This window comes from Clavibacter michiganensis (assembly GCF_016907085.1).
In the GTDB taxonomy this organism is placed as follows: Bacteria; Actinomycetota; Actinomycetes; order Actinomycetales; family Microbacteriaceae; genus Clavibacter; species Clavibacter michiganensis_O.
On record NZ_JAFBBJ010000001.1, the window covers coordinates 1,937,615 to 1,962,445 of the forward strand.

The following is a 24,831-nucleotide window of genomic DNA, read 5'->3' on the forward strand; positions in this document are numbered from 1 at the left end:
AGGTCCCCCGTGCACCGCAACCCCGCCGGTCTCACGCGGACGCATGCCGGCACTCCCCGCCGCAGAGCGTCACGCCGAACGCGGCGAAGAACGCCTCCGGATCCACGTAGCCGCTCACCGGCGCCCCCTGCGTCTGCGACTGCGGCAGCCCGCTGACGTGCGGGTCGGTGGATCCCGCGACGTCGATGCGGATGTCGAGGTGGCACCCGGTGGACGGGCCGTTCGACCCCACCTTGCCGATCTCCTGGCCGGGCGTCACGGCGTCGCCGACGTGGACCTCCATGTCCGGCTCGTACATGTGCAGGTAGCTGATCGTGTAGCCCGCCGCCGACCGGATCGACACCGTGTAGCCGCCCGCGGTCGTCACGCTGCCTGCCTGCGCGGCGAGCACGGGCGAGCCGCACGAGTAGCCGCTCCGCCCGGAGGACGTCCCCGTCTCGCGCGTCTGGTAGTCGTTCGCCGGGTGCCACGAGGAGGCGCCCGCGGTCGGGCTCTCGCGCGGTCCGTACCCGGAGGTCTGGTCGAAGGGCGCCTTCAGCGGGAGCACGGTGCCGCCGGCGGAGCACCCGCCGGCGGGCGCGGGCGTGGCCGAGGGATCCGGCGTGCCGGACGCGACGGGGGTCGCCGCCGGAGCTGCGGCCGCGGCGCCCGACAGCTGCGCGACCACGTCCTCGGCCGGCTGCTGGAACTTGCGGTAGTGGTACGGGTCCTTGTTGATCTGCACCTCGTGGATCGCGAGCGTCGGCTCGAGCGACTCCCACCCCTTCACGGTCTGCAGGCGGGCGAGGAACAGCTTCGCGCTCGAGGTCGGATCCATCCGCTCCTGCACGGAGCCCCAGGACGACTGCTGCTGGAAGAGCCCGATCGAGTCGGCGATGGATCCGTCGGGATTCACCGCGTCGTCGCCGTAGTCGATGGCGCGCAGCGACGACTCGCCCATCGCCGCCATGACCCCGAGCACCTGCGCCTGCCGGGACAGGCCGAGCCCGGCGGCGGCGTCCATGATCGCGGCGGCGTTGTCGAGCTGGTCGCCCGAGTAGCCGTCGACGGGCGTGCGCGGCCCGGTCGACGAGGACGCCGCGCCCTGCGTCGTGCACGCCGACGCGTCGTCGCCGCCGAAGCCGAAGAGCACCAGGAAGACGATCATCCCCATCAGCGCCGCGGGCGTGCCGATGAGGATCAGTACCCCCTTCCCGGCGCCGTTCACTTGTCGCGGACGGCCTGGATCTCGTCCGCCAGCCACGGAGCCGTGGTCGACGAGCGGACGAGGGCGACGTCGTAGTCGCCGTCGTCCGTTGGCACGCGCACGATGAGCGCGTAGGCGGTGGGCGCGGGCATCACCGTGCCGGTGCCGGTGACCGCGTGGGCCGTGAGCCGCGACGGGATCGTGGGCACGAACGCCACCGCGCCGCGCTGGGACAGGAGCGGCGTCATCTGCCGCTCCCACTCGGCCTCCGTGATGCCCGGCTGCGCGTAGGTGCGCATGACCCGGTCGGCCGCGGCGAGCGCCGACGCCCGCGATGCCGCGTCCGCCGTGGGCTCGGGCTCCGCGGCGGCGCCGTCGTCCGTCGCGCCCGGGGAGGAGGGACCTGCGTCCCCGGCGCCGCCGCCGGTCGTGCCGTCCGTCGTGGCGGCGCCGGACGAGGGGGCCGGATCCACGGGGCTCCCGTCGTCGTGCAGGGTGACGCTCGCGCATCCGGCGGCCCCGAGGGCGAGGGCGGCGGCGAGCGCGACGGCGCCCGCCGCGCGGACGACGGACGACCGCGCGACGCCCGCCCGCATCAGAGGCCCCGCGCCACGGCCGCCCCCGCGCGGAGCCAGGCCCGCTGCGTGGACGCCCGGAGCGCGCCGTAGTTGAGGACGTCCGCGCCGAGCGCCGGGTCGTACGGCACCGTCACCACGTCGCGCGCGAGGGGCGCGAAGCCGTCGGAGATCTTCGCGAGCTCGGCGGGGGCCAGGTCGTGCTTGTGCGCGCTGACCACCACGACCGCGCGCTCCGCGAGATCCGCGAAGTGGCCGCCGCGCTCGGCGAGCCCCTCGATCAGCAGCGCCGCCGACTCCGCCGCCTTGGCCTCGCCGATGGTCGGCACCACGATCTGGTCGGCCCGCTCGATGGCGCGCAGCCACATCGGGTCGGTCTCGTCGTTCCCCGAGTCGATGAGCACCAGCCGGTAGAACTTCGCGGCGACCGCGTGGATGAGGTCGACCGTGGTGTCGTCGAACCGCTGCTGCGTGGCGAGCACCTCGGGCTTCGAGCGGAGCACGTCGTAGCGGTCGCGGGTCTGGTGGTGCACGAAGTGCGCGAGGTCGGCGGACTGCGCGCCCGTGCCGAGGAGCCGGTCGACCTGCGGCAGGAGGTCGAGGATGCTCGCGTCGTGCGGCCCCTGCTCCGTGCTCCAGCCGAGGGTGCCGCGCGTCTGGTTGTTGTCCCAGGCGAGGACCCCCGCTCCGCCGTGCCGCGCGAAGACGGACGACAGGCAGATGGTGGTCATGGTCTTGCCCACGCCGCCCTTGCCGTTGACGACCGCGACCGTGCGGGGGCCGGGCCAGTGCTGGCTGACGAGGCGGGTCCACTCGCGCTCGAGGCGCTCGGCCTCGGACGGCGACATGCGGATCCCGAGCCGCGTGAGGGTGCCGCGCACGCCCTGCGTGGCCGGCTCCTCCACCTCCTCGCGCGTGAGGAAGGACTGGCGGGCGGCGCGCCGGGTGAGCGGCGGATCGGCGACGGCGGCCGGGCCGGGCGCGACCGCGGCGGGGACGGTCGGCGCGGGGGCGATGGACGTCGCGGCTGCCGCAGGCGCGGCCGCGGTCGGCGGCACGACCGCGGGCTCCGCGATCGCGTCCGTGCGGTCGAGCTCGCTGAGCGCCTCGACCGTGCCGTCGGGCCCGACGGCGAGCGCCTGGGATCCGAAGCGGTCGCGCGTCGTGAGGCGCACCGCCCGCTGCATCTGCTCGGCGATGGCGCGCACGCTCATCACGATGCCGCGGCGGATGTCGTCCTCCGCCGCCTCCGCGAAGGGCGTCGCGACGCCGTTGACGGTGAGCATCCCGGTGGCCCGGCCGCCGATGGTGGGCGTGATGGTGGCGTCGATGCGGGGGAAGGCGGGCACGGTCGGGGCGTCGGTCATCTGCGGCTCTCGGTGAGGGGGCGTCATGCGGGTCGTGCGGAGGGAGATGCCGGCGTCCCGTGTGGAGAGCCGGCCCGCGCGAGCGGCGGTGCCCGCCAGGATCGACGTCGGCGAGACAGTCTCATGGAAAATGCGAGCAGGGGCAAGCACTTGCGTCTGTGCAAGCACTTTGACAGCATCACCGTGCAGCGTCCTGCCATCCCCCGCCCGGTGGATCACGCGTGAGGCGAGCACGAGACCCTTCGGGTGGGATGGGCAGGGCATGAGCGACAGCGGCAATCCGTGGGTGGTCGGCGCGCCCGCCGTCGTCGACACCCCGGCGTCCGACGCCCCTCCCCTCACCCGACGCGAGCGCCTCCGCGGACCCCGCGCGCCCCAGCCGGCCACCGTCGCCGCGCCCGCGGCAGCCGACCGCCTGCCCGTCCGGCGCGCGGACGGGACCGCCGGTCTCTGGTGGGTGGGCGCCCACGGCGGCGCGGGCGAGACGACGCTCGAGCGCCTCGCTCCCGGATCCCGCGCCGCCGGCCACGCCTGGCCCACTCCTGCCGCAGGATCCCCCGCTTCGCGCGTGGTCGTCGTCGCCCGCACCGACCACTCCGGCCTCCTCGCGGCGCAGCGGGTCGCCCGCGAGTGGGCGTCCGGGCAGGTCGCGGGCCTCGTCGACCTCGTCGGCCTCGTGCTCGTGGCGGACGCCCCGGGCCGCCGCCCCAAGGAGCTCCGCCAGCTCGAGCAGCTCGTCGCCGGCGGGTACCCGCGCGCGTGGACCATGCCGTGGATCGACGCGTGGCGCCTCGGCCCCGCGGATCCCGCCGACATGGGCCGCGAGCACCAGCGGCTCCTCGCCGACCTGCAGCTCACCGCATCCCCCCGCTAGTCCCCCCCCTTCCACGAGAGGCCCTCATGTCCCCCACGCTCCTCGCGCTCGACGCCGTCCACCAGGCGTCCGCGCACATCCACCACGCCATGGACGCCGTCGCCATCGACGTGCCCAACGGCGACGCCCAGGCGCCCGCCGACTGGACCGAGAAGTTCGGCCGCATCATCGGCATCGCCAAGTGGGTGCTCCTCCCCCTCGCGGTGCTCTCCCTCATCGCGACCGGCGCGATGCTCTTCCGCAACAACCGGCACGAGGGCGGCGAGATCCAGGAGCGCCTCATCAAGATCTGCTTCGGCCTCTTCCTCGGGCTCGGCGCCGCGTCGCTCGTGAGCTTCGTGATCGCGTAGCGCGACCGCCGACTCCCCGCCCGCACCGCCCGCTCCCCCGAGAGGATCCCCATGAGCACCCCCGCCACGCCCTTCCACAAGCGCCCGCTCTGGATCGCCATCGCGGCCTTCCTCGCCCTCGTCCTCGTGGCCGGTGGCATCGCCGCGGCGACGGGCGCGTTCTCGGGCGGCGGGACGCCGGCCGCTGCGCCGACGAGCGACGCGGCGGCCTCCGAGCCGGAGACGTCCGCCTCACCGAGCACACCCGCGCTGCCGGACGGCGCCGCCTCCGTCTGCGGCCTCCCGGGATACGAGGAGACGAGCTCGCTGGACACCGCGCCCGCGACGACCTGGAAGCTCGTCGGCACGGTCGCTGTGCCCGACGATCCCGAGGGAGCAGGCCCGGGCCGGACCGACTCGGGCGGGCTGCGCACGTGCTACGCGCACACCGCAAAGGGCGCACTGTACGCGGTCGTCAACTACATGGGGCAGTCGACCGACGGACGGCTGAGGACGCGCATCGCCGACCTTGCCGCCCAGGGTCCTGGCAAAGCGGCAGCAGCCAAGTCGCTCGCTTCCCCCAGCTCGTCCTCGGACGGACGTCTCCAGGTCGCCGGTTTCAAGATCTCGGCGTATTCGGGCTCCGAGGCGACCGTCGACGTGGCCACCGCGATCACGAGCAAGGGCGGCGCCCTCGTCAGCTTCCCGATCGTCATGCGGTGGGAGGACGGCGACTGGAAGATCGAGCTCGCCGACGACGGCACGCTCCCGCTCGACCCCTCGCAGATCCAGAGCTTGGGCGGCTACATCCCGTGGGCCGGGGCCTGACATGTCCTGCGGGTTCGGCGATCTGGTGGGCTGCGGGACCGATGCGATCGCATCGGCCATCGAGCAAGGCGCGAAGAACACGCTCGAACAGCTGATGGACGCCGCGCTCGAGACCTTCGGCAAGGTCGTCGCATCCCTCGGCACCATGTGGGTTTACATACCGGGGCCGCAGTTCACGAAGGGCGAGGGCTCGACCGTCGGCTACGAGCCGAACTCGACCGTCACCGGCGACTTCGACACCCTGCTCGGGTACGTCGCGTGGATCGGGCTCGTCGTGGCAGTCCTCTCGATCATCGGGTTCGCGATCCTCTACATGCGCGCCCGATCCTCGGAGACGGGCATGGACGCCCTCGGGCGGCTCGGGCTGGTGCTCGGCGGCGTCTTCCTCATCACCAGCGCGTCGTCGCTGGTCGCCTGGGTCATTCCGAAGACGGCTCCGGACGGATCCACCACAGCCGTGGGGTTCCTGCAGAACTCCACCTGGTTCCTCGTCCTCGCGATGGCGGTCGGGTCGGTGATCCTCGCGGGCATCCGGCTGGTGTGGACACAGCGGGCGGAGCCGGTCCGCGAGCTGCTCAGGTCCCTGGTCACCCTCGTGATGGTCTCCACCATCGGGCTCACGGTGATCCAACTGGCCGTCCGGCTCGGTGACGCCTTCGCGGTCGGCGTGCTGAACGCGGCGACCAAGTGCGATGTGGCGGACGTCGGCGGCAACTGCTTCGGCAGCAACATCGCGCTCATGATGCAGCTCACCGCGCAGTCGCCCTTGGGGACGATCGGGGTCCTGATCCTCGCCCTCATCGCGATCCTCATCTCGTACGTGCAGATCGCCATGATGATCGTCCGGTCGGCGATGCTGGTCCTCCTCGCCGGGATCCTGCCGCTCACCGCGAGCTTCACGAACACGCCGACGGGGAACCAGTGGTTCCGCAAGTCGCTCGGATGGCTGACCGCGTTCATCCTCTACAAGCCGGCAGCCGCCCTCGTCTACGCCGCCGCGTTCCGCCTCATCGGCACCGACCTGTTCGCGAAGGACGGGCAGGGAATCTGGGCCGTGCTCACCGGGGTCGCGCTCATGCTCATCGCGCTCATCGCGCTTCCTGCGCTCATGCGCTTCATCGCGCCGATGGTCGCGCCTGCGGGCGGGGTGTCGGGCGCAGCCGTCGCGGGCGCCGTGATGGGCGGGGCCGGCGAGGCCGCGTCCGGGGCGATCAAGCAGGCCGGATCCATGGCGAGCAGGTCGAGCGGCGGAGGCGGCGGATCCGCTTCCGGTCCCTCCGGAGCAGCCAACGCGAGCGCCGGCGCACGCAGCGGCACCGCCGCCAAGGGCGCGGCCGCCGGAGCCAAGGCCGGCGCCGGGGCGAGCGGCGCGGCAGCGGGCGGTGCCGCCGGCGGAGCGGCCGCCGCGGGAGCAGCGGTCGCCGGCCCCGTCGGGCTCGCCGCGCTCGGCGTGGCGAAGGTCGCCGAGGGCGCCAAGAAGGCCGCGCACGCCACCAAGGGCGCCGTCGAGGACGCCGCGGGAGAGGGCCCCTCGGGGGCCAGGTAGGGACACGGATCCATGAGCGCCATCGAGGGCCGCGCCACCGCGCGCACGTACGGCAACTGGCGGAAGCCGCGCACCCGCGGCGTCGGCGGGCTCGGCATGTTCCCGACGATGTTCGGGTTCGCCGGGGCCGTGATGGTCATCATCGTCGCCACCAACAAGGGACTCGTCGCCGGGGTGATCACGGCGGCGGTGTTCGCCGGCGTGCTCGCGGCGGTCGCGGTCAAGGACAAGCACGGGGAGTCGGGGATGATCCGGATCATGAACCGCGCGGGCTGGCTGTTCGCCCGCAACCGCGGCGCGCACCTCTACCGCTCGGGGCCGCTGGGCTTCGCGGAGTGGGGCACGGCGCAGCTGCCGGGTCTCGCCGCGGGATCCCGCCTCACCGAGTGGAAGGACTCCTACGGGCGGCCGTTCGCGCTCATCGAGGTGCCGTCGACCAACGACTTCACGGTCGTGCTGGGGGCCGAGCCCGACGGATCCGCGCTGGTGGACCAGGAGCAGGTCGACATCTGGGTGGCCGAGTGGGGCTCCTGGCTCGAGGCGCTCGCCGACGAGCCCGGCCTCGTGGCCGCGTCCGTCACGCTCGAGACCGCGCCGGACACCGGCACGCGGCTGGCCTCGGAGGTGCTCGGGCGCATCGACGACCGCGGGTCCGAGTTCTCGAAGAGCGTGCTGCGGAAGATCGTGGCCACCTACCCGGCGGGCGCCGCGACCATCAAGGCGTACGTGGCCATCACCTTCGCGGGCGCCACGCGCACCGGCGCCGCCCGCCGCAGCCCCGAGGAGGTCGGCCGCGAGCTCGCCTACCGGCTGCCCGGCCTCACCTCGGGCCTGTCCTCCACGGGAGCGGGAGCCGCCCGGCCGCTCACGGCGCAGGACCTGTGCGAGGTCGTGCGCATCGCCTACGACCCGGCCGCCGCGATCCTCATCGACCAGGCCAACTCCGCCGGCCAGGCGACCGAGCTGTACTGGCCGGAGGTCGGGCCCACCGCGCACCAGGCCGCGTGGGACTCCTACCGGCACGACTCGGCGCTCTCCGTGTCGTGGATGATGTCGCAGGCGCCGCGCGGGAACGTGGGCGAGTCGATCCTGTCGCGCCTGCTCGCGCCGCACCGGCACATCGCCCGCAAGCGCGTGACCATGCTCTACCGGCCCATCGACCCGGCCCGGGCCGCCGCCATCGTCGAGGCCGACAAGCGCGACGCCGAGTTCCTCGTCGGGTCCACCAAGAACCCGACGGGCCGGTCGCGCAAGGACGTCATCGCGGCCTTCGCGAACGAGTCCGAGGAGTCGGGCGGCGCGGGCCTCGTGAACTTCGGGATGGTCGTGACGGCCACCGTCCAGGATCCGGCCACCATCGAGGACGCGCGCGCCGCCGTCGACAGCCTCTCCGCGCAGGCCCGCATCCGGCTGCGCGTGGTGCACGGCTCGCAGGACTCCGCGTTCGCGGCCGGTCTCCCGCTCGGCCTGGTGCTGCCGCGGCACCTCGCCATCCCGCACGACATCCGGGACCAGCTGTGATCCGCCGCCGACGCACCCGGTGCCGCCCGGCCGCGTCGGCGGTCGCCGCCCGCCACGAGAGGAGCCGCCGTGCCCGCGCTTGACCAGGGATCCCGCAAGGTCGCCACCCGCCGCACCCGGAAGCTGGCCGCCGAGGCGGCCCGCGCGGCGTCGGAGGCCGAGGCCCGTCCCGAGGTGCCGCGGCCGACCCGGGCGGAGCGCCGCGCCCTCCGCACGGCCGCCCGCTCCCACCGCCGCCCCTCCCCGCGCGGCTGGCTCGGCCGCGCCCGCGGCGAGACCGTGCTCGTGCAGCCCGCCCCGGAGTGGCGCGGCACCACCGTGCAGGTGTGCGGGCTGTGGCCGTACGCCGTGGGATCCAGCAGCCCCATCAGCGGCGTGCCGCTCGGCCTGCACCTCGACACGGGCGCGACCGTGTGCGCCGACCCGATCTCGTGGTTCCAGTCCGGGATCATCTCGAACCCGTCGATCTTCGCCCTCGGCCTCCCCGGCCTCGGCAAGTCGACCCTCATCCGCCGCATGTGCGTGGGCGGCGACGGCATGGGCTACCTGCCGCTCGTGCTCGGCGACCTCAAGCCCGACTACGTCGACATGGTGCACGCGCTCGACGGCCAGGTCATCACTCTCGGTCGCGGGCGCGGGCACCTCAACGTGCTGGATCCGGGCGGCGCGATCGAGGCCGCCGAGCAGCTGCGCGCCGCGGGCTTCGAGCAGGAGCGGCAGCGCCTCATCGCCGACGCGCACGGCCGCCGCAACACGATGGTCTCGTCGCTGCTCACGATCCTCCGCAAGCAGGCGCCCGACGACGTGGAGGAGTCGATCATCGACGCGGCCCTGCGCGTGCTCGACGACGAGTTCCCGGGCGTTCCCGTGCTCGCCGACCTGCTGCGCGTGATCCAGGACGCCCACCCCGCCGTGCGCGACGTGGCGGTGGACCGCGGCGACCTCGGGCGCTACCAGGAGATCACCCGCGGGCTCGAGGCCAGCCTCATCAGCCTCACGCGCGGCGGTCGGCTGGGCGAGATCTTCGCGCAGCAGACCGACGTCGCCATGCGGCACGACCGGCCCGTGGTCTACGACGTGTCGTCCATCGACGAGTCGGACACCGACCTCCAGGCCGCCGTGCTCCTCGCCTGCTGGTCGCAGGGCTTCGGCACGGTGAACGTGGCGACCGCCCTCGCTGACGCGGGCCTCCAGCCCCGGCGGCACTACCTGATCGTGATGGACGAGCTGTGGCGCGCGCTCCGCGTGGGCAAGGGCATCGTCGACCGCATCGACTCGCTCACGCGCCTCAACCGGCAGCGGGGCGTGGGGCTCGCGATGATCACGCACACCATGTCCGACCTCCTCGCGCTCGCCGACGAGCAGGACCGGATGAAGGCGCGCGGCTTCGTCGAGCGCGCCGGCATGGTCGTCGCGGGCGGCCTGCCGCGCGCGGAGATGTCGATGCTCACGCAGGCGGTCGCCCTGTCGCGCTCGGAGCAGGACCTCGTGATGTCGTGGCAGAACCCGCCCGGCTGGTCGCCCGACCAGGAGCCGCCGGGCCGCGGGCGGTTCCTCATCAAGGTCGGCGGGCACCCGGGGATCCCCGTGCACGTGGAGCTCACGGAGGAGGAGCGGCACATCAACGACACCAACAAGGCGTGGCACGCGACCGAGTCGTTCCCGGAGCCGGACGAGGCGTCGACCCGTCCGTCGGAGCCGCCGCTGTCGGCCGTCGAGGCCGCCGAGCCCGAGGCCGTCGAGGCCGGCGCCGCATGAGCTCCGAGCGCACCAACCGCCGCGCCGAGCCGGGGCGCGCGAACCCGGGCACGGTCATCGCGACGTGGGCCATCGGCATCGCCGCCGGGCTCCTCGCGTCCGCGTGGGCGGGGCTCGCCGCGGCGCGCGCGCTCACGGGGGCGGGGGCGCCGCTGCCCGGGGATCCGCTCGCCGTCGCCATCGCGCTGAAGAAGGGCGAGGTCGCGTGGACCCCGCTGGCCGTCGTGATCGCCGTCGCCGTCGCCGCGCTGCTGACGGCGCTCACGGTCGCCGTCGCGCGCGCCGTCCGCCGCCTCGGCCGCGGCCGCACGCGCGTGGACCGCAGCGCCCGCTACCTCGCCTCCGTGTCCGACCTCGACGAGCTGCGCGAGCGCACATCGCTCGCGAAGGCCGCCCGCCTCGGCGTGCCCGGCCGCCCCGGGCTGCCGCTCGGCCGCGACCTCCGCTCGGGTGGCATGCTCTACGCCTCGTGGGAGGACGTGGTCGTCGGCATCGCCGGCCCGCGCGTCGGCAAGACGACCTCGCTCGTGGTGCCGGCGATCCTCGCGGCGCCCGGCGCGCTCGTCACCACGTCGAACAAGCCCGACGTCGTGCGCGCCACCCGCGACCTGCGCGCCGGCGTCGGCACCGCGTGGGTGTTCGACCCGCAGCAGGTCGTGGACGAGGAGCCGACCTGGTGGTGGGATCCGCTCTCCTCCGTCACCGACGACACCTCCGCCGCGAAGCTCGCCGGGCACTTCGCCGCGGGATCCCGGGAGGCCGACGACCGCGGCGACGCCTTCTTCGACGCGGCCGGCAAGGACCTCCTCACGGGCCTCCTCCTCGCCGCCGCGCTCGACCGCCGGCCCATCACGGACGTGCTCGGCTGGCTCACGGATCCGGACGAGCGCGAGATGGTGGGCATCCTCCGCCGCGGCGGGTACCCGCTCATCGCGGACGACGTCGAGAGCGCCTCGCGCACCTCGCCCCGCCAGCGCGACGGCGTGTACGCGACCGCCCGGAAGATGGCGTCGTGCGTGCGCAGCAGCCGCATCAACCGGTGGATCACGCCGGCCGGCGGCGACGCGGCCGCGGATCCCCGCCCCCGGCTCGACCCCGACGCCTTCGTGCGCTCCACCGACACGCTGTACTCGCTGTCGGTGGAGGGCGAGGGCACGGCCGCCCCGCTCGTGACGGCGCTCACGGTCGCGATCGTCGAGGCCGCCGAGCGCCTCGCCCGCACGCAGCCGGGCGGTCGCTTGACGACGCCGCTCGTGTGCGTGCTCGACGAGGCCGCGAACGTGTGCCGGTGGAAGGAGCTGCCCGACCTGTACTCGCACCTCGGCTCGCGCGGGATCCCCGTCCTGTCGATCTTCCAGTCGTACGCGCAGGGCGTCGACGTGTTCGGCCGCGAGGGCATGCGCAAGCTCTTCAGCGCCGCGAACGAGGTCGTGTACCTCGGCGGCGTGAAGGAGGCCGAGTGGCTGCGGGAGCTGTCCGAGCTCATCGGCGACTACGACCACGAGACGGTCTCCAGCTCGACGACGCGCGGCGTGCGGTCCACGAGCGTGCAGAACGACCGGCGCCGCATCCTCGACACCTCCGAGCTCGCCGAGCTGCCCCGCGGCCGCGCCGTGCTGCTCGCGTCGGGCGTGCGCGCGTCGATGATCGCGACCGTGCCGTGGATGGACGGGCCCGAGGCCGCCGTGATCCGCGCCTCGCTCGCCGCCGCCGACGCCCGCGCGGTCGCCGGCCCGGCTCCGGCACAGGCACCGGCACCGGGGGCCGCGTCGTGACGGACGCGTTCGGCTGGGGCGACGCGCCCGCCGCCGCATCCGCCACCGCCGCGCAGGTCTTCCCCGACGTCGACGCGTTCGTCCGCGGCTTCCTCGCGCCCGCCTACCGCCGCGAGGTGAGCCCGCGCGGCGAGAGCCGGTGGGATCCCGAGTGGTGGCGCCACCCCGAGGCCGTCGCGCGGCTCGAGGCGCTCCACCTCGCGTGGGAGGCGCTGCGGCTCGAGGGCGCGACCGGCATGAGCGTCTGGTGGCGGGATCACGCGGACTACCACCTCGCCGTCCTCATGGGCCCGACCGGCCCCTTCGCGCGCACCTCCGCCACCACCGAGGCCGGGGAGCCGCTGCCGTGCGCGCCGCGGCCGGACCCGGAGCCGGATCCGGAGCCGGATCCGGAGCCGGATCCGGCCGGAGCCGCGTCGTGAGGCGCGAGGTGCCGGGCTGGTTCCGGCTGCTGCTGTGCTGGCCCGCGCTGCTCGTGCTCGGGATGGGGCTGCTCGCGCTCCTGACCGCGGCGGCGGATCCGTCGGTGCTCACCCGACCCGCGACGCTCATCCCCGGGCTCGTGCTCCTCCTCCTCTGCGTCGCGGCGGTGCGGACCCTGATCCGCGGCGCGCGCGTGCTCCAGGGGATGGTCCGGGGAGCGCAGCACGAGCTCGCCCGACCGGCCCGCGAGGCCGCGGCGGCGCAGGACCTCGCGGTCCGCAGCGCGGCCGGCTGGGTGGAGGCGTGCCGTCTCCGCGCGTCGCTGCTGCGCGGCGAGCGCCCGCCCGGCTTCCCCGTCTGGGACGTCGTCGCCGAGCCCGGCGAGGTGTTCCTCTACGACGTGCAGGCGGACTACGAGCGGTACTACGGGCAGGACGTCACGTACACGCGATCCAGCGGGTTCCTCGTCGGGAGCCCCGCGTTCGTGCTCGGAGGGATGGCGGTCGCGGCCCTCGGGAACGCGTCCCGGCGGAGCGCGGCCGAGGCGCGGGCCGCCGAGCAGTGGCGCGAGCTGCAGCCCGTGCGGCTCGTGATCTCCGACCGCCGCCTCCTCTGCCAGGTCGGCGGCCGCTGGCTCGCGTTCTGGTACGCGGGCATGACGGCGGTCTACCCCGAGGTGCGCGAGTGGGCGCTCGTCTGCCAGTTCCCCGACGTCGAGCCGCTCCGCCTCCGCGGCGTCGACGCCCCCATCGCCGCGGTGCTCACCGTGCTCGGTACCCAGGGCCTCGACGCGCTGCGCGACCACCCGAGCCTGCAGGCGCTGGGGGCGGTCGAGTCCTGAGGGCCGGGCCGCGGTCGGCTCAGGAAGTGGCGCCGCCCGCGTAGCGCACGCACACCGCCGACACGTCGTCGCCGACAGTGCCGCGCGCGGCGGCCGCGGCGGCCGCGTCCGCGATGCGGCCGACCGTCTCGGCGGCGTCCGCGGCCGTGCGCACCAGGTCGATGAGCGGCGCGACCGAGTCGAGGGATCCGTCGAAGAGGTCGAGCGCGCCGTCGGTGAACGCGAGGAGCCGGTCGCCGGGCCGCAGCTCGCCGGTTCGCGCCGCCCACGAGGCGCCCGGCACCACGCCGAGCGGCAGGCCGAGCGCCGGCAGCATCTCGTGCGCGCCGTCCGCGCGGATCACCACCGTGAGGCCGTGGCCGCCGTCGGCGTACGCGAAGCGGCCGGTGGATCCGTCGACGCGGCAGTGCAGGAACGTCGCGAACGTCTCGGTCGCGTCGAGGTCGGCCTGGAGCTGGGCCTGCACCGCGGTGACGGTGCCCGCGGCATCCGGACCGCGGTGCGCCTGGAAGCCCGATCGCACGGCCGACGCCAGGATCGCCGCGCCCGCGCCCTTGCCCATCACGTCGGCGATGGTCACGTGCAGGCCGTCGGCGTCCTCGCCCCACGCGTAGAAGTCGCCACCCACGCCGCGGGCCGGGCGGCTGATGCCGGCGAGGTCGAAGTCGGGCCAGAGCGGCCGGTCGACGGGCAGGAGCCGGCGCTGGATGTCGCCCGCGAGCTCCTCGTCCCGGCTGTCGCGGAGCTCGCGCTCCACCCAGGCGCCCATCTCGTCGAGCAGCTTCTCCTGGTCGGGCGCGAGCTCGCGCGGCTCGGTGTCGACGAGGCAGAGCGTGCCGACGGTCTGGCCGCCGGAGAGCAGCGGGCGGCCGGCGTAGAAGCGGATGTGGCGGGGGCCGGTGACCGTGGTGCGCTCGGCGAAGCGCGCGTCCTGCGTCGCATCGGGCACCACGAGGATGCCGGACGAGCGGATCGCGACGTCGCAGAACGACTGCGTGCGGTCCGACAGCAGGGAGACGCCCGCGGGCTGCGGCGACTTCGTGAACTGCTCGGCGTCGTCCACCAGGTTGATCTCGGCCACCGGCACGCCGAACAGCTCGCGCGCGACGCGCGTGACGCGGTCGAAGCGCTCCTCCGCGGTGGATCCGACGAGCCGCAGGTCGTGCACGGCCCGGAGGCGCGCCTCCTCGGCGGAACCGCGCGCGGTGTCCGCGTCGCGGGTGGCGCGACCGGCGGGATCCGAGCCGCCCTGGCGCGCGACGGGTTCCTGCATGGCCATGTGCCCCCCTGGTGGATCCGGCGACGCTCGCGTCGGGCGGGGTGCCGCCCGCCGCACGATCCCCCCAGATCGCGGCGCCTGCTTCGAGTGTATGCGCTGGTCTTCGGAGCCCTCCCCGGATGCGGAGGGCCCGACGCGCGACCCGCTCACGCCTCGCGGCGCAGCACCACCACGGTCACGTCGTCCGGGTTCGCCTGACCGGCGGCGAGCGCCGTGATCCGCCGCACCAGCTCGTCCGCCGACGAGGACGCGCGCGCGAGCTCGGCCACCCGGTCGACCGCGCGGAGGGTGCCGTCGTAGAGGTCGAGCACGCCGTCGCTGAAGGTGACGATGAGGTCGCCGGGGCCGAGCGCGACCTCGTGCGACCGCCAGCCGGCCGCCCCCGGCACGCCGACGGGCAGGTCCGTGGACTCCAGCCGCTCGTGCGTGCCGTCCGCGCGCACCAGCGCGGACAGGCCGTGGCCCGCGTCGGCGTAGAGGACGGTGTTGTCCTCGGCGCGCACGCGGGCGTGGAACACGGTGGCGAAGGAGGCCGCCGCGCTCATCTCCGCGGTGAAGCAGTCGGCGGTGCGCTCGATGGCGGCGACGGGATCCGGCACGTTCTTCGCGCTGCGCACGACCGCGCGCGCGGTGGCCGCGATGATCCCCGCGCCCACGCCCTTGCCCATCACGTCGCCGAGGGTGAAGGCCAGCCCTTCGCGCACCGGGTACCAGTCGAAGAAGTCGCCTCCCACGGCCTTGGACGGCAGGCACGCGCCCGCGACCTGGTACCCGTCGAGCGGCACGCTCGTCTTCGGCAGGAGCGCCCGCTGCACGATGGACGCGCGGGTCAGCTCCTCCTCGCTCACCCGCTCCCGGGCGCGCGACTCCTCGAGGCTGAACCGGGTGCGCCGCGACAGCTCGTTGACCACGAGCGCCGCGACCGCGAAGGCCAGGGCGCTGAAGAACCCGCGCCACAGCTCGTTCGCGTTCTGCCCGCCGAGCCGGAGGAGGAGCGGCAGGCCGAGCGACACGTAGGTGCCGACGAACGCGACGAGCACGTTCCAGCGGCTCGGGTTCAGACTGAACCAGACGACCGGGAGGATCACCAGGGATCCGAACACGGACGCGCTCTCGCCCGTCCCGATCCGCAGCAGGCCGACGGCGAGGAAGTCGAGGGCGGGCACGACGACGGCGAAGCGCGCGAGGTCGTGGCGCAGGGTGACGACGACGGCGAGCAGGGTGCCGACCACGAGGATCGCGCAGGACACGAGGAGCGCGCGCGGCGCCGTGATCCCGATCGTGGGCACGGCCACGCTGGTGAGCACCGCGAGCGCGAAGAGCACCAGCATCGGCAGCTGCTTGAGCGCGGGGGTGGGGCCGGACGTGCCGGCGGATCCCGTCCGGGCGGCGGACTCGGGGATCCAGGCCGCGCGGCCGACCCACGCGGGCAGCGAGAGTGCGGCGAGCCGTGGCGCGCGCGCGGGCGAGACCATCAGGACGCCTCGGGCTCGATCCGGGTCCGGCGCACGCTCCAGACGTTCTCGCCGCCGACCCGCTCGTAGGTCAGCTCGTCGCAGAGCATCTGCACCATCGCGAGGCCGCGGCCCGACTCGGCTTCGGCGCCCGGCATCTCGCGCGGGACGAGGCGGAAGTCGCCCGGCTCGGATCCGTCGCGCAGCCGCGCGCGCATCACGCCGTCGTCGACCGTGACGCTCACCTCGCACGTGACGCCCTGGCCGTTGTCGGCGTGCTCGATCACGTTGGACGCGAGCTCGATGAGCGCGGTCTCGAAGGCCATGCGGTCGAGCGCGCCCACGTCGGGGCGGTCGTCCCAGAGGCCGGCGACGAGCTCGTGGACGGCGTCGACGTCGTCGGGCGGGGACTGGAGCGTGAGGCTGCGGGTGGTCTCAGTCACGGTAGGCCGCCTCGGCCGTGGGGGTGGAGATCAGCACCCGGTCGAGGTTGGAGAGCTGCAGCACCATCGACACCTGCGGGCCGGGCGCCGAGATGCGGAGGTCACCGCCGGTGTCGCGCGCCGCGCGGAGGCCCGCGATGAGGGCGCCGAGGCCGGAGGAGTCGATGAAGTCGACGCCGGCCAGGTCGACGACGATGCGCGCGGGGGCGGGATCCAGCGCGTCGTGGATCGCCTGCCGGAGCTCGGGGGCCGCGGCCATGTTGAGCATCCCTGCTGCGGTGACGACGGTGACGTCGTCCTCGCGTCGTGCGGTGGCGGTCGTGAGCGCCATGTGTCTCCCCCTCGGATGGTGCGGTGCGCCGGTCTCGTCATCCCCCGATGCGGCCGACGGGCGGCGTCGGTCCCGTGCGGTCCCCCGCCCGGATCCCCTGACTCCGCTGCGATCATCCTCTCATCCATCGCCCGAGGAAATACGATGGGTGCTCCGGCGTCCCGTCGCATGTCCGCGCGGCGCATCCGACTGGCGACGCCGCCCGCGCCCCGTTACGGTGCGGCTGACCCCACGCACGAGCACGGCCGCACCGGCCGCACGAGGAGAGACCGTGTCGACCGCACCCGAGCACGTCCCGACCGAGCGCCGCATCACCCGGCTGGCGATCGAGACCTCCATCGGCCTGGCCTGGAACGCCGAGGGCGAGCTCCGCGGGCTGCCTCCGCTGGCCTGGCAGCTCGGCGGCCCGTGGGAGGGCGTGCACTTCTCGGGCGACGCCGACGCGTACGCGCCCGAGGTGCGGCGCGACGTCATCGAGTCGTGGATCGCCGGGCTCGGCCTCGCCGACGCCATCGACCTCACCGACGGCCCGCTCGCGCGCCGCGGCGACGACATGGTCTGGACGGGCGTGATCGACGAGGTCGTGTTCGAGCTCCGCTACCCGGCGGAGTGCGCGGATCCCGCGGGCCCGGAGGACTAGCCGGCGGGGGTGCCGCGCTCGCGCCACCCGGATCCGTCGCGCTCCAGCTCGATGAGCTGCCCGTTCGCCCACACCAGCGACCGCGTGAGCGCGGGCGACCGGCCGAGCGCGGTGAGGTAGAGCACGCGCAGCAGGTAGCCGTGGGCGACCACGAGGGTGGTGCGCGGATCCGCCGCCACGTCCTCGAGCACCGCGCGCGCCCGCACCGCCGCCGCCGCCCACGTCTCGCCGCCGCCGGGCGCCGCGGGCTCGCCGTCGTCGCCCGTGAGCCAGGCCGCGAACGCCGGGCCGTGCACGGGCCCGCGGAGCTCGTCGCGCGTGATCCCCTCGAACCCGCCGAAGTCGAGCTCCACCAGCTCGGCGCGCGGCTCGGGCACGACGCCCGGCGCGACGCCCTGCTCCTGCAGGATCCGCGCGGTGCTGCGGGCGCGCGCGAGCGTGCTCACGAGGATCCGCTCCACGCCCTCCCCGCGCAGCCGGTCCGCGAGGGGCGCGAGCTGCTCCGCCGCGTCGTCGCCGACGTCCACGTCGGTGCGCGAGTTGTAGCGGTACTCCCGGTTCCAGGGCGTCTGCGCGTGCCGGGTGAGGAGCAGGCGCGCGGGCGTCGCCGGGGAGATCTGCATGGGTCCATCCAACCGGGATCCCGCCGGCGACGGCGCGCTCCCGTCGCCGCCCGACCGACCCGTGCGTCGCCGGACTAGCGTCGAAGGGGATGACCGAGAGCCGGACCCGCGCCGCGACGCCCGCGGTCCGCGTCGCGTTCGCGGCGGCGAGCGCCGCGTACCTCCTGAACTGCGCCATCGGGATCGCGGCGGCCACCCGGATCCTGCCGCCCCGCCCCGAGCTCCGCCTCCACCACCGCGCGTACGTGCTGACGAGCGCGCTCACCGCGCTCGCGCTCGCGTCGCCGCTGTGGGCCGGGTCGTCCGCGCGGCCCACAGCCGTCCGCGCCGCCCTCCGCCTCGCCCCGGCCCTGATCCCGCTCGCCGCGCTCCCCGCGGTCGGCACGCGCACCCGTCGGCACCCCGCCGTCGCCCTGACCGCCGCGCCCTGGTACGCCCGGGGCATCCTCGCCACCTGGAGCTGACGCATCGACTTCCTCGACGTCCTGCGCGCCCGGAGGACCACCAACGGCGCCTTCCTGCCCGACCCCGTGAGCGAGGAGCACCAGCGGCTCCTGATGGAAGTCGCCGGCCGCGCCCCCTCGCAGCTCAACAGCCAGCCGTGGCGCTTCGTGCTCGTCGAGGAGCGGGAGACGATCGAGCGGATCGCCGACATCAGCGGCGCGAGCATGACCGAGACGATGTCGAACGGCACCTTCTTCGAGCGCTACAAGCACCACTTCCGCGTCTCGCAGGAGGAGATGGACGCGCGCCGCGACGGCATGCTCTTCGACCGGCTGCCCGCTGCTCATCGGCGTGATGCTCGACCGCGCCGAGGAGCGCCCCGAGTCGCTCGCGTCCTTCTACTCGACGTTCTCGATGGGCGCCGCGATGGAGAACGTGTGGCTGACCACGGGCGCCATCGGCATGGGGATCCAGTTCATCTCGTTCCCGATGGAGATCCGGGAGCAGTGGGCCCGCGTCGAGGAGCTGCTGCGCGTGCCGCCGGAGCTCGAGCTCAAGGCCGTGTACCGCCTCGGCTACCTGCCGCCGGAGGCCCGCCGCCCCGCGATCGACTGGTCGAGCCGCGAGCGGAAGCGCCCGTCGCAGTACGTGTTCCGCGGGACGTGCGAGACGCCGCAGGAGGGGTGGGACGAGCCGGCGGCGGGCTGATCCCGCGGACCGCGCGCCTCGTTCTGGGGGCGCGGGCGGGCGCTGATCGGGGCGGGGCCGCGGATCCGCCCCCGTAGGGTCGGAGCATGGCCAGCGGCGCGTGGGTGCGGATCCCGTCCCCGGGCACCCGGCAGCGCTGGCTGCTCACGTTCGGCTCGCTCGCCATCGTGTCCCTCTTCCTCTGGACGCCCGTCGGCGGGCTCACGCGCGTCGTCGACGAGGCGGTCGGCCCGTCGCCGCTCATCCGGGTGGGCCTGCCGATCCTCGTAGCGCTCGCCGTGCTCGGCATCGCGTACCTGGTCGTCGCCGAGCGCACGCAGCCGCCCGCGGTCGACGTCGCGCGCGGCGTCCTCCGCATCGGGCGCAAGGAGTGGGGCTTCTCGGAGATCACGGGCGCCCGGATCGAGCTGACCGGCGGGGAGGGCGACGACACCCTGATCCTGCGCCTCTCGACCACCGGCGGCGAGAGCTGCGGCGTCGTCGTCTCCTCCCGCGAGGGCGTGCGGCTCGCCGACGACCAGCGCGATGCGCTCCTCGCGGCGATCCGCGGATCCCGCATCGCGCCGCCCCGCTCGAAGGACGATCCGCACGGCCGGTTCGCGCACGTCGAGTTCCCGGGGCACCTGACGCTGGAAGACACCGCGGCCCTCGTGGACGGCAGCGGGACCGCCGACCCGACCGCGGCGCTCCCCGGGCGGGGTCTCGGGTCGGGTGCGCGCAACGTCCACCGGGCGGGCACGACGCCCCGCGTCCCGCGCCAGAGCGCCCGTTCCCAGTACGTCATCGCCGCCTTCGCGATGCTCCTCGGACTCGGCGCGACCGTGGTCTCGGTGTTCCACCCGGACGCGCTCTTCGGCCGCCAGGGCATCCCCGTGATCGGCATCGCGATCGTCATGCTGCCCGGCGGGATCGCCTATGCGCTCGTCATCCGGCGCGATGCGCGCCGGGCCGCGGAGCAGCGCGCCGCAGCCGCGCATGCCGCTCAGGAGGCCGCCGACGCGGACGCACCCGCCCGCCCCGCCGACGGGAGCTGACGCGTGGCCGACGACGGGTGGGTGCGGATCCCGCCACCCAGCTACCGGCAGCGCCTGCTCTTCGGCAGCGGCTGGTTCCTCCTCATCGTCTGGGTGAGCTCGAATCCCCTCGGCCTCCTCGGCCGCCGCGTGGAGGACGCCGTCGGTGGCGGCTGGATCACGGTGGCAGCCACAGTCCTGCTCGGCGTCGTCGCCGCGGGAGGGCTCCTCCTCCTCGTCATCACGCGCCTCGCACCCGGACTCGACCTCGACGGCGGCCGCGGCGTCCTCCGCCTCCGCGGCCGGGAGCGCCCGTTCACCGACCTCGTCGGCGCGCGCATCGAGCTGGCGCCGCGGCCGCGGGAGTCCCGCTACGACAAGCCCCGGAAGCGTCAGCGGCGGGATCCGCTCGTTCTCCGACTCGACCTCGACGGCGGCGCCCGGTTCCGCGTCGTGCTCGCGATCGGCTCGACCGGCACGCTCTCGGCCGCGCGGACGGCGGCGCTCTCGCGGCTGTGCGCGGATCCCGGATCCAAGCGCCCACCGCCTCCTACGACCCGGACGGCCGCTTCACCCACCTCAACTTCCCGGGGAGCCTCGACCGGGACGACGCGCTGAACCTAATCGAGGATCCGCAGAGCGCCAGCGTCCTGCCGAGCTGACGCGGGCGACGCCCCGTCAGACCCGCAGGGAGAACGCCGCCAGCCCCTGCTCCGCGTGCGGCGTGAAGCCGAGCGCGCGATAGAAGGGGTGCGAGCGGTCGCCGTCCTCGGTGCCGCCCGCGTCGGTCGTGAGCACGAGGAGGACGCCCGCCGGCTGGCTCGCGCGCACGTGCTCGAGGAGGGCGCGGCCGATCCCGGCGCGCTGCACGTCGGGGCGCACGAGGAGGTCCTGCACGTAGCAGATCGAGACCCCGTCGCCCACGGTGCGCACGAGGCCGACGAGCAGGCCTCCGGCGTCGCGCGCGGTGGCGACGAGGGCGGATCCGGCGAGCGCCCGCTCGAGCCGCTCGGGGTCGCGCGCGTAGACGCTCCAGCCGACGGATCCGTAGAGGTCGAGCAGCTCGTCGCGGGCGGGGATCTCGACGGCGATGGGGATCACCCCGACACCGTATCGACCTGTGGACTCCGCGCACGCCCGATTGCCGAGGCTCGATACGGTCGCGGTTCCGCCCGCCAACCCTTCCGACGAGAGCTGTCCATGCACCAGTCGCGCCATGCCTGCACGTCCTCATCACGTCGGAGCCGGTCCGGGTCCCTCGCCGTCGCCTCGCTGGCCGTCGCGGCCGTCGCCGCGTCCGGCCTCGGCGCCGCCCTCCTCGCCCCGGCGAGCGCCTTCGCCGCCACCGCCACCGTCGGCCTCGGCACCGCCGCCTCGTACTCGGTGCTCGCCGGCCAGGGCGTCACCAACACCGGCCCCACCACCCTCTCGGCGGATCTCGGCACCAGCCCCGCGGCGTCCGTCACGGGCTTCCCGCCGGGCGTCGTCGGCGGCGCCACGCACGCGGCCGACGCCGCGGCCGGCCAGGCCCAGTCCGACCTCACCACCGCCTACGACGACGCGGCCGGCCGCCCCACCACCGCCGCGGTGCCCGCCGACCTCGTCGGATCCACCCTCACGCCCGGCGTCTACACGGCGGCCGGCCCGCTCGCCAACACCGGCACCGTCACGCTCGACGCGCAGGGCGACCCGTCGGCCGTCTTCGTCATCCAGGCCCCGTCGTCGCTCACCACCGGCTCCGGCAGCCGGGTGTCGCTCGTCAACGGCGCCCAGGCCTGCAACGTGTTCTGGCAGGTCTCGAGCTCGGCGTCGCTCGGCACGGGCTCCGGCTTCGCGGGCACGATCCTCGCGCTCACGAGCGTCTCGGTCGGCACGGGCGCCACGGTCGACGGCCGAGCGCTCGCGCGCAACGGCTCGGTCACCCTCGACGACGACGCGTTCACCTCCTCCACCTGCGGCACCACCACGTCGCCCATCGGCTCGGGCAGCACGCCCGTCGTCACCCCGACGCCGGCGCCCTCGTCCACGCCGGCGCCCTCGCCCACCCCGGGCGGCGGATCCACCGGCGGAGGCACCGACGGCGGCACCGGCGGAGGCACCGGCGGCTCGACCGGCGGATCCACGCCCACCCCGTCGCCCACGCCCACCTCCGGCGTGCCGACGTCCACCACCCCGCCCGGCGACGTGCCTCCCCCGGCCGGCCACCTCCCCCGCACCGGTGGCGACGGGGCGCGCCTCGCGCTCGAGCTCGGCCTCGGCGCCGCGGCCCTCGCGGCCGGCATCGTGGCGGTGATCGCGGTGCGCGTGCGCCGCCGCCGGCACTAGCCGCCACCGCGGCACCGCATCACCGGACGCCCGTCCCCGCCTCGCGCGGGGGCGGGCGTCCGTCATGCGCACGGCCCGGACGCGGAGGAGGAGCCGGGCTAGGGTCGGCAGCAGGAGCGACGACGCTCCGATCCACCAGTCGACGAGGACCACCATGACGACGACGAGCCGCCCCGCGCGAAGCCCCTCCGCCGACCGGCCGCCCCGTCCCCGCCGCTCCCGCATGGCCCGCCGCGAGGCCGTCGCCGGCTACCTCTTCATCAGCCCGTGGATCATCGGGTTCCTCGTCTTCACGCTCGGCGCGATGGCCTACAGCCTCGTGGTGTCGTTCAGCGACTACAACCTCGCGACCGACGTCGCGACCCCGGTCGGCACCGAGAACTACGAGCGCCTCTTCTCGGATCCGCGCGTGGCGCTGAGCCTCGGCAACACGCTCTTCTACGCGATCCTCGCCGTGCCGTTCGAGGTGTGCCTCGCGCTCCTGCTCGCGATCCTCCTCGCCCGCCTCGGCCGCGGCGCCGGCATCTTCCGCACCCTCTACTACCTGCCGAAGATGACCCCGACGGTCGCCACCGCGAGCGTCTTCCTGCTGCTGCTCAACGGCAACACGGGTGCCGTGAACCAGGGGCTCGAGGCGATCGGCATCGACGGCCCGCAGTGGCTCATCGACCCCGCGTGGGTGAAGCCGTCCATCGTGCTCATGACGCTGTGGGGCGTGAGCGGCACCATGGTGATCTTCCTCGCCGCCCTCAAGGACGTGCCGCGCGAGCTCTACGAGGTCTCCGCGCTCGACGGCGCCGGCCCCGTGCGGCAGTTCTTCGCGATCACCGTGCCCATGATCTCCGGCGCCATCTTCTTCAACGTCGTCGTCCTGACGATCGCCGCGCTGCAGGTCTTCGACCAGGCCTACCTGCTCTTCTGGCGGGATCAGACGAACGCGTCGCCCGACTCGTCCCTGTTCTACGGGGTCTACCTGTTCCAGCAGGCGTTCCGCTCGTTCGACTTCGGGTTCGCGGCCGCGATGGCGTGGCTGCTGTTCGTGATCGTGCTGGTCATCACGCTCGTCCAGGTGAAGCTGAGCAACCGGGTCGTCTACTACGAGGGGGACCGCTGATGGCCGTCACCGACCGCACCCCGGACGCCGCCGCGACGCCGGACGCCGTGCCGGCCGCCACCGGGGATCCGCGCCTCGCCGCCGCCCTCACGCCGCTGCCGTCGCGGGATCCGTCGCCCGGCGGCCGCGACCCCGACCGCGTCCGCCGCGTGCGCTCCCGCATCGGCCGCGCCCTCATCACGGCGCTGCTCGTGGCCTTCGCGCTCCTGTTCCTCTACCCGTTCGCATGGCTGCTCGCCGCGAGCCTCAAGCCGCGCGGCGAGGTCTTCGACAACGCGCTCTGGCCGCGCACCTTCACGCCGCAGAACTACGTGGAGGTGTGGGAGCAGCTGCCGCTCCTCGGCTGGATGGGCAACAGCCTCGCGATCGCGCTGCTGTCGGCCGCGCTCGTGTCGATCTCGAGCGCGCTCGTGGCGTTCGGCTTCGCGTACTTCCGGTTCCCGGGCAGGCGGATCCTGTTCGGCCTGGTGCTCGCGACGATGATGCTGCCGGGCGCCGTGACGATGGTGCCGCAGTTCCTCATCTGGAAGAACCTCGGGCTCATCGGCACGTGGATCCCGCTGTTCGGCATGAACCTGTTCGGCTCGGCGTTCTACATCTTCCTGCAGCGCCAGTTCTTCCTCGGGCTGCCGCGGGAGCTGTTCGAGGCGGCCCGGCTCGACGGCGCCAGCTACTTCGGGATGTTCCGCCGGATCGCGCTGCCCCTGTCGATCCCGTCGTTCGTCATCATCTTCATCTTCGAGTTCCAGGCCAGCTGGAACAACCTGCAGGCGTCGCTCATCTACCTGAACGCGGGCAGCGTCGAGGGCTTCACGGTGCCGCTCGGGCTCTCCTACGCGATGACCGCGTTCAGCCCGACGAACGGCGGGCAGGGCGACTACCAGCTCGTGATGGTCGCGGCGCTCCTCGTGACTCTCCCGATGCTGCTGCTCTTCGCGTTCGGGCAGCGCTACTTCGTCGAGGGCATCGCGACGCAGGGGCGCAAGGGCTGATCCGCCCGGCCCGCGCCGCCCGGGCTCAGTGCCCGGTGTCGACGACCTTGAGGCCGACGACGCAGCCGACGAGGCCGAGCAGCAGCAGGACCTTCACGACGCTCGCGGGCTCCTCGCCGGTGACGATCGCGTAGGTCACGGTGAGCGCCGCGCCGATGCCGACCCACACGGCGTAGGCGGTGCCCGTGCTGATCTCGCGCATCGCGTACGCGAGGCCGACCATGCTCAGCACGACGGCGATGCCGAAGACGATCGACGGCCCGAGCTTCGTGAACCCGGCGGACTTCCCGAGGGCGGTGGCCCAGACGGCCTCGAGCACCCCGGACACGATGAGGACGATCCACGACATGGCTTCTTCTCCCGGCCAGTCTTGTCGCGTTCCGGGTACTGATCCCTCGTCCGGGAGCGCGGATGGGCGCCCGGCTCCCACGGTAGCCGGGCG

Annotated in this window: 26 protein-coding genes, 1 pseudogene and 1 riboswitch; of the genes and pseudogenes, 17 read left to right on the forward strand and 10 right to left on the reverse strand. The window is 74.4% G+C overall.

Annotated features, from left to right (window positions below; translation table 11 throughout):
- Window positions 1–31 precede the first annotated feature (31 nt).
- Genes JOE38_RS08910 through JOE38_RS08920 form a run of 3 tightly spaced genes read right to left on the reverse strand, consistent with a single transcriptional unit; the run spans window position 32 to window position 3,128 of the window.
- Entirely contained in the window at window positions 32–1,207 is a 1,176-nt protein-coding gene (locus JOE38_RS08910; RefSeq protein ID WP_204575820.1) for a M23 family metallopeptidase, read from the reverse strand.
- Complete coding sequence (locus tag JOE38_RS08915) at window positions 1,204–1,782, reverse strand: hypothetical protein (RefSeq protein ID WP_204575822.1); 579 nt, start codon at window positions 1,780–1,782, stop codon at window positions 1,204–1,206. The genes JOE38_RS08910 and JOE38_RS08915 overlap by 4 nt, the downstream gene beginning before the upstream one ends.
- Window positions 1,782–3,128, reverse strand: a complete 1,347-nt coding sequence (locus JOE38_RS08920; RefSeq protein WP_204575824.1) for a MinD/ParA family ATP-binding protein — start codon at window positions 3,126–3,128, stop codon at window positions 1,782–1,784. The genes JOE38_RS08915 and JOE38_RS08920 overlap by 1 nt, the downstream gene beginning before the upstream one ends.
- Window positions 3,129–3,390: 262 nt before the next feature.
- Between JOE38_RS08920 and JOE38_RS08925 the strand changes: the two genes are divergently transcribed.
- The 9 genes from JOE38_RS08925 to JOE38_RS08965 all read left to right on the forward strand — a co-directional run bounded on the left by JOE38_RS08925 (window position 3,391) and on the right by JOE38_RS08965 (window position 13,023).
- Entirely contained in the window at window positions 3,391–4,002 is a 612-nt protein-coding gene (locus JOE38_RS08925; RefSeq protein WP_204575826.1) for a DUF6668 family protein, read from the forward strand.
- Between the two features lie 26 nt (window positions 4,003–4,028).
- On the forward strand, window positions 4,029–4,352 hold the full coding sequence (locus JOE38_RS08930; RefSeq protein WP_204575828.1) for a hypothetical protein: 324 nt from the start codon (window positions 4,029–4,031) through the stop codon (window positions 4,350–4,352).
- Window positions 4,353–4,403: 51 nt separating this feature from the next.
- Window positions 4,404–5,159, forward strand: a complete 756-nt coding sequence (locus tag JOE38_RS08935) for a hypothetical protein (protein ID WP_204575829.1) — start codon at window positions 4,404–4,406, stop codon at window positions 5,157–5,159.
- A 94-nt stretch (window positions 5,160–5,253) separates the two neighbouring features.
- Window positions 5,254–6,705: a type IV secretion system protein gene (locus JOE38_RS08940; RefSeq protein ID WP_239544791.1), complete on the forward strand. Its 1,452-nt coding sequence runs from the start codon at window positions 5,254–5,256 to the stop codon at window positions 6,703–6,705.
- Window positions 6,706–6,717: 12 nt separating this feature from the next.
- Window positions 6,718–8,226 carry an SCO6880 family protein gene (locus tag JOE38_RS08945; protein ID WP_204575831.1) on the forward strand — a complete coding sequence of 503 codons (1,509 nt, stop codon included), beginning with the start codon at window positions 6,718–6,720 and terminating at the stop codon, window positions 8,224–8,226.
- A gap of 69 nt (window positions 8,227–8,295) precedes the next feature.
- Window positions 8,296–9,984, forward strand: a complete 1,689-nt coding sequence (locus JOE38_RS08950) for an ATP/GTP-binding protein (RefSeq protein WP_204575832.1) — start codon at window positions 8,296–8,298, stop codon at window positions 9,982–9,984.
- Window positions 9,981–11,759, forward strand: a complete 1,779-nt coding sequence (locus tag JOE38_RS08955) for a type IV secretory system conjugative DNA transfer family protein (RefSeq protein WP_204575833.1) — start codon at window positions 9,981–9,983, stop codon at window positions 11,757–11,759. Before JOE38_RS08950 ends, JOE38_RS08955 begins: the two co-directional genes overlap by 4 nt.
- Complete coding sequence (locus JOE38_RS08960) at window positions 11,756–12,181, forward strand: DUF4913 domain-containing protein (protein WP_204575834.1); 426 nt, start codon at window positions 11,756–11,758, stop codon at window positions 12,179–12,181. The genes JOE38_RS08955 and JOE38_RS08960 overlap by 4 nt, the downstream gene beginning before the upstream one ends.
- Window positions 12,178–13,023, forward strand: a complete 846-nt coding sequence (locus JOE38_RS08965; RefSeq protein WP_204575835.1) for a hypothetical protein — start codon at window positions 12,178–12,180, stop codon at window positions 13,021–13,023. The genes JOE38_RS08960 and JOE38_RS08965 overlap by 4 nt, the downstream gene beginning before the upstream one ends.
- 19 nt (window positions 13,024–13,042) lie before the next feature.
- On the opposite strand, the gene JOE38_RS08970 is transcribed toward JOE38_RS08965, so the two are convergent.
- From JOE38_RS08970 to JOE38_RS08985, 4 genes are all read right to left on the reverse strand, one after another.
- Complete coding sequence (locus JOE38_RS08970) at window positions 13,043–14,302, reverse strand: PP2C family protein-serine/threonine phosphatase (protein ID WP_204575836.1); 1,260 nt, start codon at window positions 14,300–14,302, stop codon at window positions 13,043–13,045.
- Between the two features lie 146 nt (window positions 14,303–14,448).
- The gene (locus JOE38_RS08975; protein WP_204575838.1) at window positions 14,449–15,777 is read right to left on the reverse strand and encodes a PP2C family protein-serine/threonine phosphatase; all 1,329 of its coding nucleotides are present in this window, start codon (window positions 15,775–15,777) and stop codon (window positions 14,449–14,451) included.
- Window positions 15,777–16,199: an ATP-binding protein gene (locus JOE38_RS08980; RefSeq protein ID WP_204575840.1), complete on the reverse strand. Its 423-nt coding sequence runs from the start codon at window positions 16,197–16,199 to the stop codon at window positions 15,777–15,779. Before JOE38_RS08980 ends, JOE38_RS08975 begins: the two co-directional genes overlap by 1 nt.
- On the reverse strand, window positions 16,192–16,530 hold the full coding sequence (locus JOE38_RS08985) for an STAS domain-containing protein (RefSeq protein WP_204575842.1): 339 nt from the start codon (window positions 16,528–16,530) through the stop codon (window positions 16,192–16,194). The genes JOE38_RS08980 and JOE38_RS08985 overlap by 8 nt, the downstream gene beginning before the upstream one ends.
- 271 nt (window positions 16,531–16,801) lie before the next feature.
- Between JOE38_RS08985 and JOE38_RS08990 the strand changes: the two genes are divergently transcribed.
- Window positions 16,802–17,170 (forward strand): hypothetical protein, encoded by a 369-nt coding sequence (locus tag JOE38_RS08990; RefSeq protein WP_204575844.1) that lies wholly within the window; start codon window positions 16,802–16,804, stop codon window positions 17,168–17,170.
- On the opposite strand, the gene JOE38_RS08995 is transcribed toward JOE38_RS08990, so the two are convergent.
- A complete protein-coding gene (locus tag JOE38_RS08995) occupies window positions 17,167–17,793 on the reverse strand; it encodes a histidine phosphatase family protein (protein WP_204575846.1) in 627 nt (208 codons plus the stop codon). The two genes, JOE38_RS08990 and JOE38_RS08995, sit on opposite strands and share 4 nt — an antisense overlap.
- Window positions 17,794–17,882: 89 nt before the next feature.
- Between JOE38_RS08995 and JOE38_RS09000 the strand changes: the two genes are divergently transcribed.
- The 4 genes and pseudogenes from JOE38_RS09000 to JOE38_RS09015 all read left to right on the forward strand — a co-directional run bounded on the left by JOE38_RS09000 (window position 17,883) and on the right by JOE38_RS09015 (window position 20,576).
- Entirely contained in the window at window positions 17,883–18,257 is a 375-nt protein-coding gene (locus JOE38_RS09000; RefSeq protein WP_204575848.1) for a hypothetical protein, read from the forward strand.
- A gap of 3 nt (window positions 18,258–18,260) precedes the next feature.
- Window positions 18,261–18,945 (forward strand): annotated as a pseudogene (locus JOE38_RS09005) (nitroreductase family protein).
- An 86-nt stretch (window positions 18,946–19,031) separates the two neighbouring features.
- Complete coding sequence (locus JOE38_RS09010; RefSeq protein WP_204575850.1) at window positions 19,032–19,979, forward strand: hypothetical protein; 948 nt, start codon at window positions 19,032–19,034, stop codon at window positions 19,977–19,979.
- Window positions 19,980–19,982: 3 nt separating this feature from the next.
- Window positions 19,983–20,576 (forward strand): hypothetical protein, encoded by a 594-nt coding sequence (locus JOE38_RS09015; protein WP_239544792.1) that lies wholly within the window; start codon window positions 19,983–19,985, stop codon window positions 20,574–20,576.
- A gap of 60 nt (window positions 20,577–20,636) precedes the next feature.
- Here the strand turns inward: JOE38_RS09015 and JOE38_RS09020 are convergent, their stop codons facing one another.
- Window positions 20,637–21,059 (reverse strand): GNAT family N-acetyltransferase, encoded by a 423-nt coding sequence (locus tag JOE38_RS09020; protein WP_204575852.1) that lies wholly within the window; start codon window positions 21,057–21,059, stop codon window positions 20,637–20,639.
- A 99-nt stretch (window positions 21,060–21,158) separates the two neighbouring features.
- Between JOE38_RS09020 and JOE38_RS09025 the strand changes: the two genes are divergently transcribed.
- The 3 genes from JOE38_RS09025 (at window position 21,159) to JOE38_RS09035 (ending at window position 24,389) form a co-directional block, all read left to right on the forward strand.
- Complete coding sequence (locus JOE38_RS09025) at window positions 21,159–22,283, forward strand: ice-binding family protein (RefSeq protein ID WP_204575854.1); 1,125 nt, start codon at window positions 21,159–21,161, stop codon at window positions 22,281–22,283.
- Window positions 22,284–22,437: 154 nt separating this feature from the next.
- On the forward strand, window positions 22,438–23,397 hold the full coding sequence (locus JOE38_RS09030) for a carbohydrate ABC transporter permease (RefSeq protein WP_204575856.1): 960 nt from the start codon (window positions 22,438–22,440) through the stop codon (window positions 23,395–23,397).
- On the forward strand, window positions 23,397–24,389 hold the full coding sequence (locus JOE38_RS09035) for a carbohydrate ABC transporter permease (protein ID WP_204575858.1): 993 nt from the start codon (window positions 23,397–23,399) through the stop codon (window positions 24,387–24,389). Before JOE38_RS09030 ends, JOE38_RS09035 begins: the two co-directional genes overlap by 1 nt.
- 25 nt (window positions 24,390–24,414) lie before the next feature.
- On the opposite strand, the gene JOE38_RS09040 is transcribed toward JOE38_RS09035, so the two are convergent.
- On the reverse strand, window positions 24,415–24,738 hold the full coding sequence (locus JOE38_RS09040; protein ID WP_204575860.1) for a DMT family transporter: 324 nt from the start codon (window positions 24,736–24,738) through the stop codon (window positions 24,415–24,417).
- Window positions 24,739–24,748: 10 nt separating this feature from the next.
- Window positions 24,749–24,813: riboswitch (guanidine-III (ykkC-III) riboswitch) on the reverse strand.
- Window positions 24,814–24,831: the final 18 nt, after the last annotated feature.

Coding starts and splice junctions, on each gene's coding strand:
- JOE38_RS08915 (WP_204575822.1), bottom strand. CDS start 1,782: ATGCGGGCGGGCGTCGCGCGGTCGTCCGTCGTCCGCGCGGCGGGCGCC.
- JOE38_RS08920 (WP_204575824.1), bottom strand. CDS start 3,128: ATGACCGACGCCCCGACCGTGCCCGCCTTCCCCCGCATCGACGCCACC.
- JOE38_RS08925 (WP_204575826.1), top strand. CDS start 3,391: ATGAGCGACAGCGGCAATCCGTGGGTGGTCGGCGCGCCCGCCGTCGTC.
- JOE38_RS08930 (WP_204575828.1), top strand. CDS start 4,029: ATGTCCCCCACGCTCCTCGCGCTCGACGCCGTCCACCAGGCGTCCGCG.
- JOE38_RS08935 (WP_204575829.1), top strand. CDS start 4,404: ATGAGCACCCCCGCCACGCCCTTCCACAAGCGCCCGCTCTGGATCGCC.
- JOE38_RS08940 (WP_239544791.1), top strand. CDS start 5,254: ATGGACGCCGCGCTCGAGACCTTCGGCAAGGTCGTCGCATCCCTCGGC.
- JOE38_RS08945 (WP_204575831.1), top strand. CDS start 6,718: ATGAGCGCCATCGAGGGCCGCGCCACCGCGCGCACGTACGGCAACTGG.
- JOE38_RS08955 (WP_204575833.1), top strand. CDS start 9,981: ATGAGCTCCGAGCGCACCAACCGCCGCGCCGAGCCGGGGCGCGCGAAC.
- JOE38_RS08970 (WP_204575836.1), bottom strand. CDS start 14,302: ATGGCCATGCAGGAACCCGTCGCGCGCCAGGGCGGCTCGGATCCCGCC.
- JOE38_RS08975 (WP_204575838.1), bottom strand. CDS start 15,777: ATGGTCTCGCCCGCGCGCGCGCCACGGCTCGCCGCACTCTCGCTGCCC.
- JOE38_RS08985 (WP_204575842.1), bottom strand. CDS start 16,530: ATGGCGCTCACGACCGCCACCGCACGACGCGAGGACGACGTCACCGTC.
- JOE38_RS08995 (WP_204575846.1), bottom strand. CDS start 17,793: ATGCAGATCTCCCCGGCGACGCCCGCGCGCCTGCTCCTCACCCGGCAC.
- JOE38_RS09000 (WP_204575848.1), top strand. CDS start 17,883: ATGACCGAGAGCCGGACCCGCGCCGCGACGCCCGCGGTCCGCGTCGCG.
- JOE38_RS09010 (WP_204575850.1), top strand. CDS start 19,032: ATGGCCAGCGGCGCGTGGGTGCGGATCCCGTCCCCGGGCACCCGGCAG.
- JOE38_RS09025 (WP_204575854.1), top strand. CDS start 21,159: ATGCACCAGTCGCGCCATGCCTGCACGTCCTCATCACGTCGGAGCCGG.
- JOE38_RS09030 (WP_204575856.1), top strand. CDS start 22,438: ATGACGACGACGAGCCGCCCCGCGCGAAGCCCCTCCGCCGACCGGCCG.
- JOE38_RS09035 (WP_204575858.1), top strand. CDS start 23,397: ATGGCCGTCACCGACCGCACCCCGGACGCCGCCGCGACGCCGGACGCC.
- JOE38_RS09040 (WP_204575860.1), bottom strand. CDS start 24,738: ATGTCGTGGATCGTCCTCATCGTGTCCGGGGTGCTCGAGGCCGTCTGG.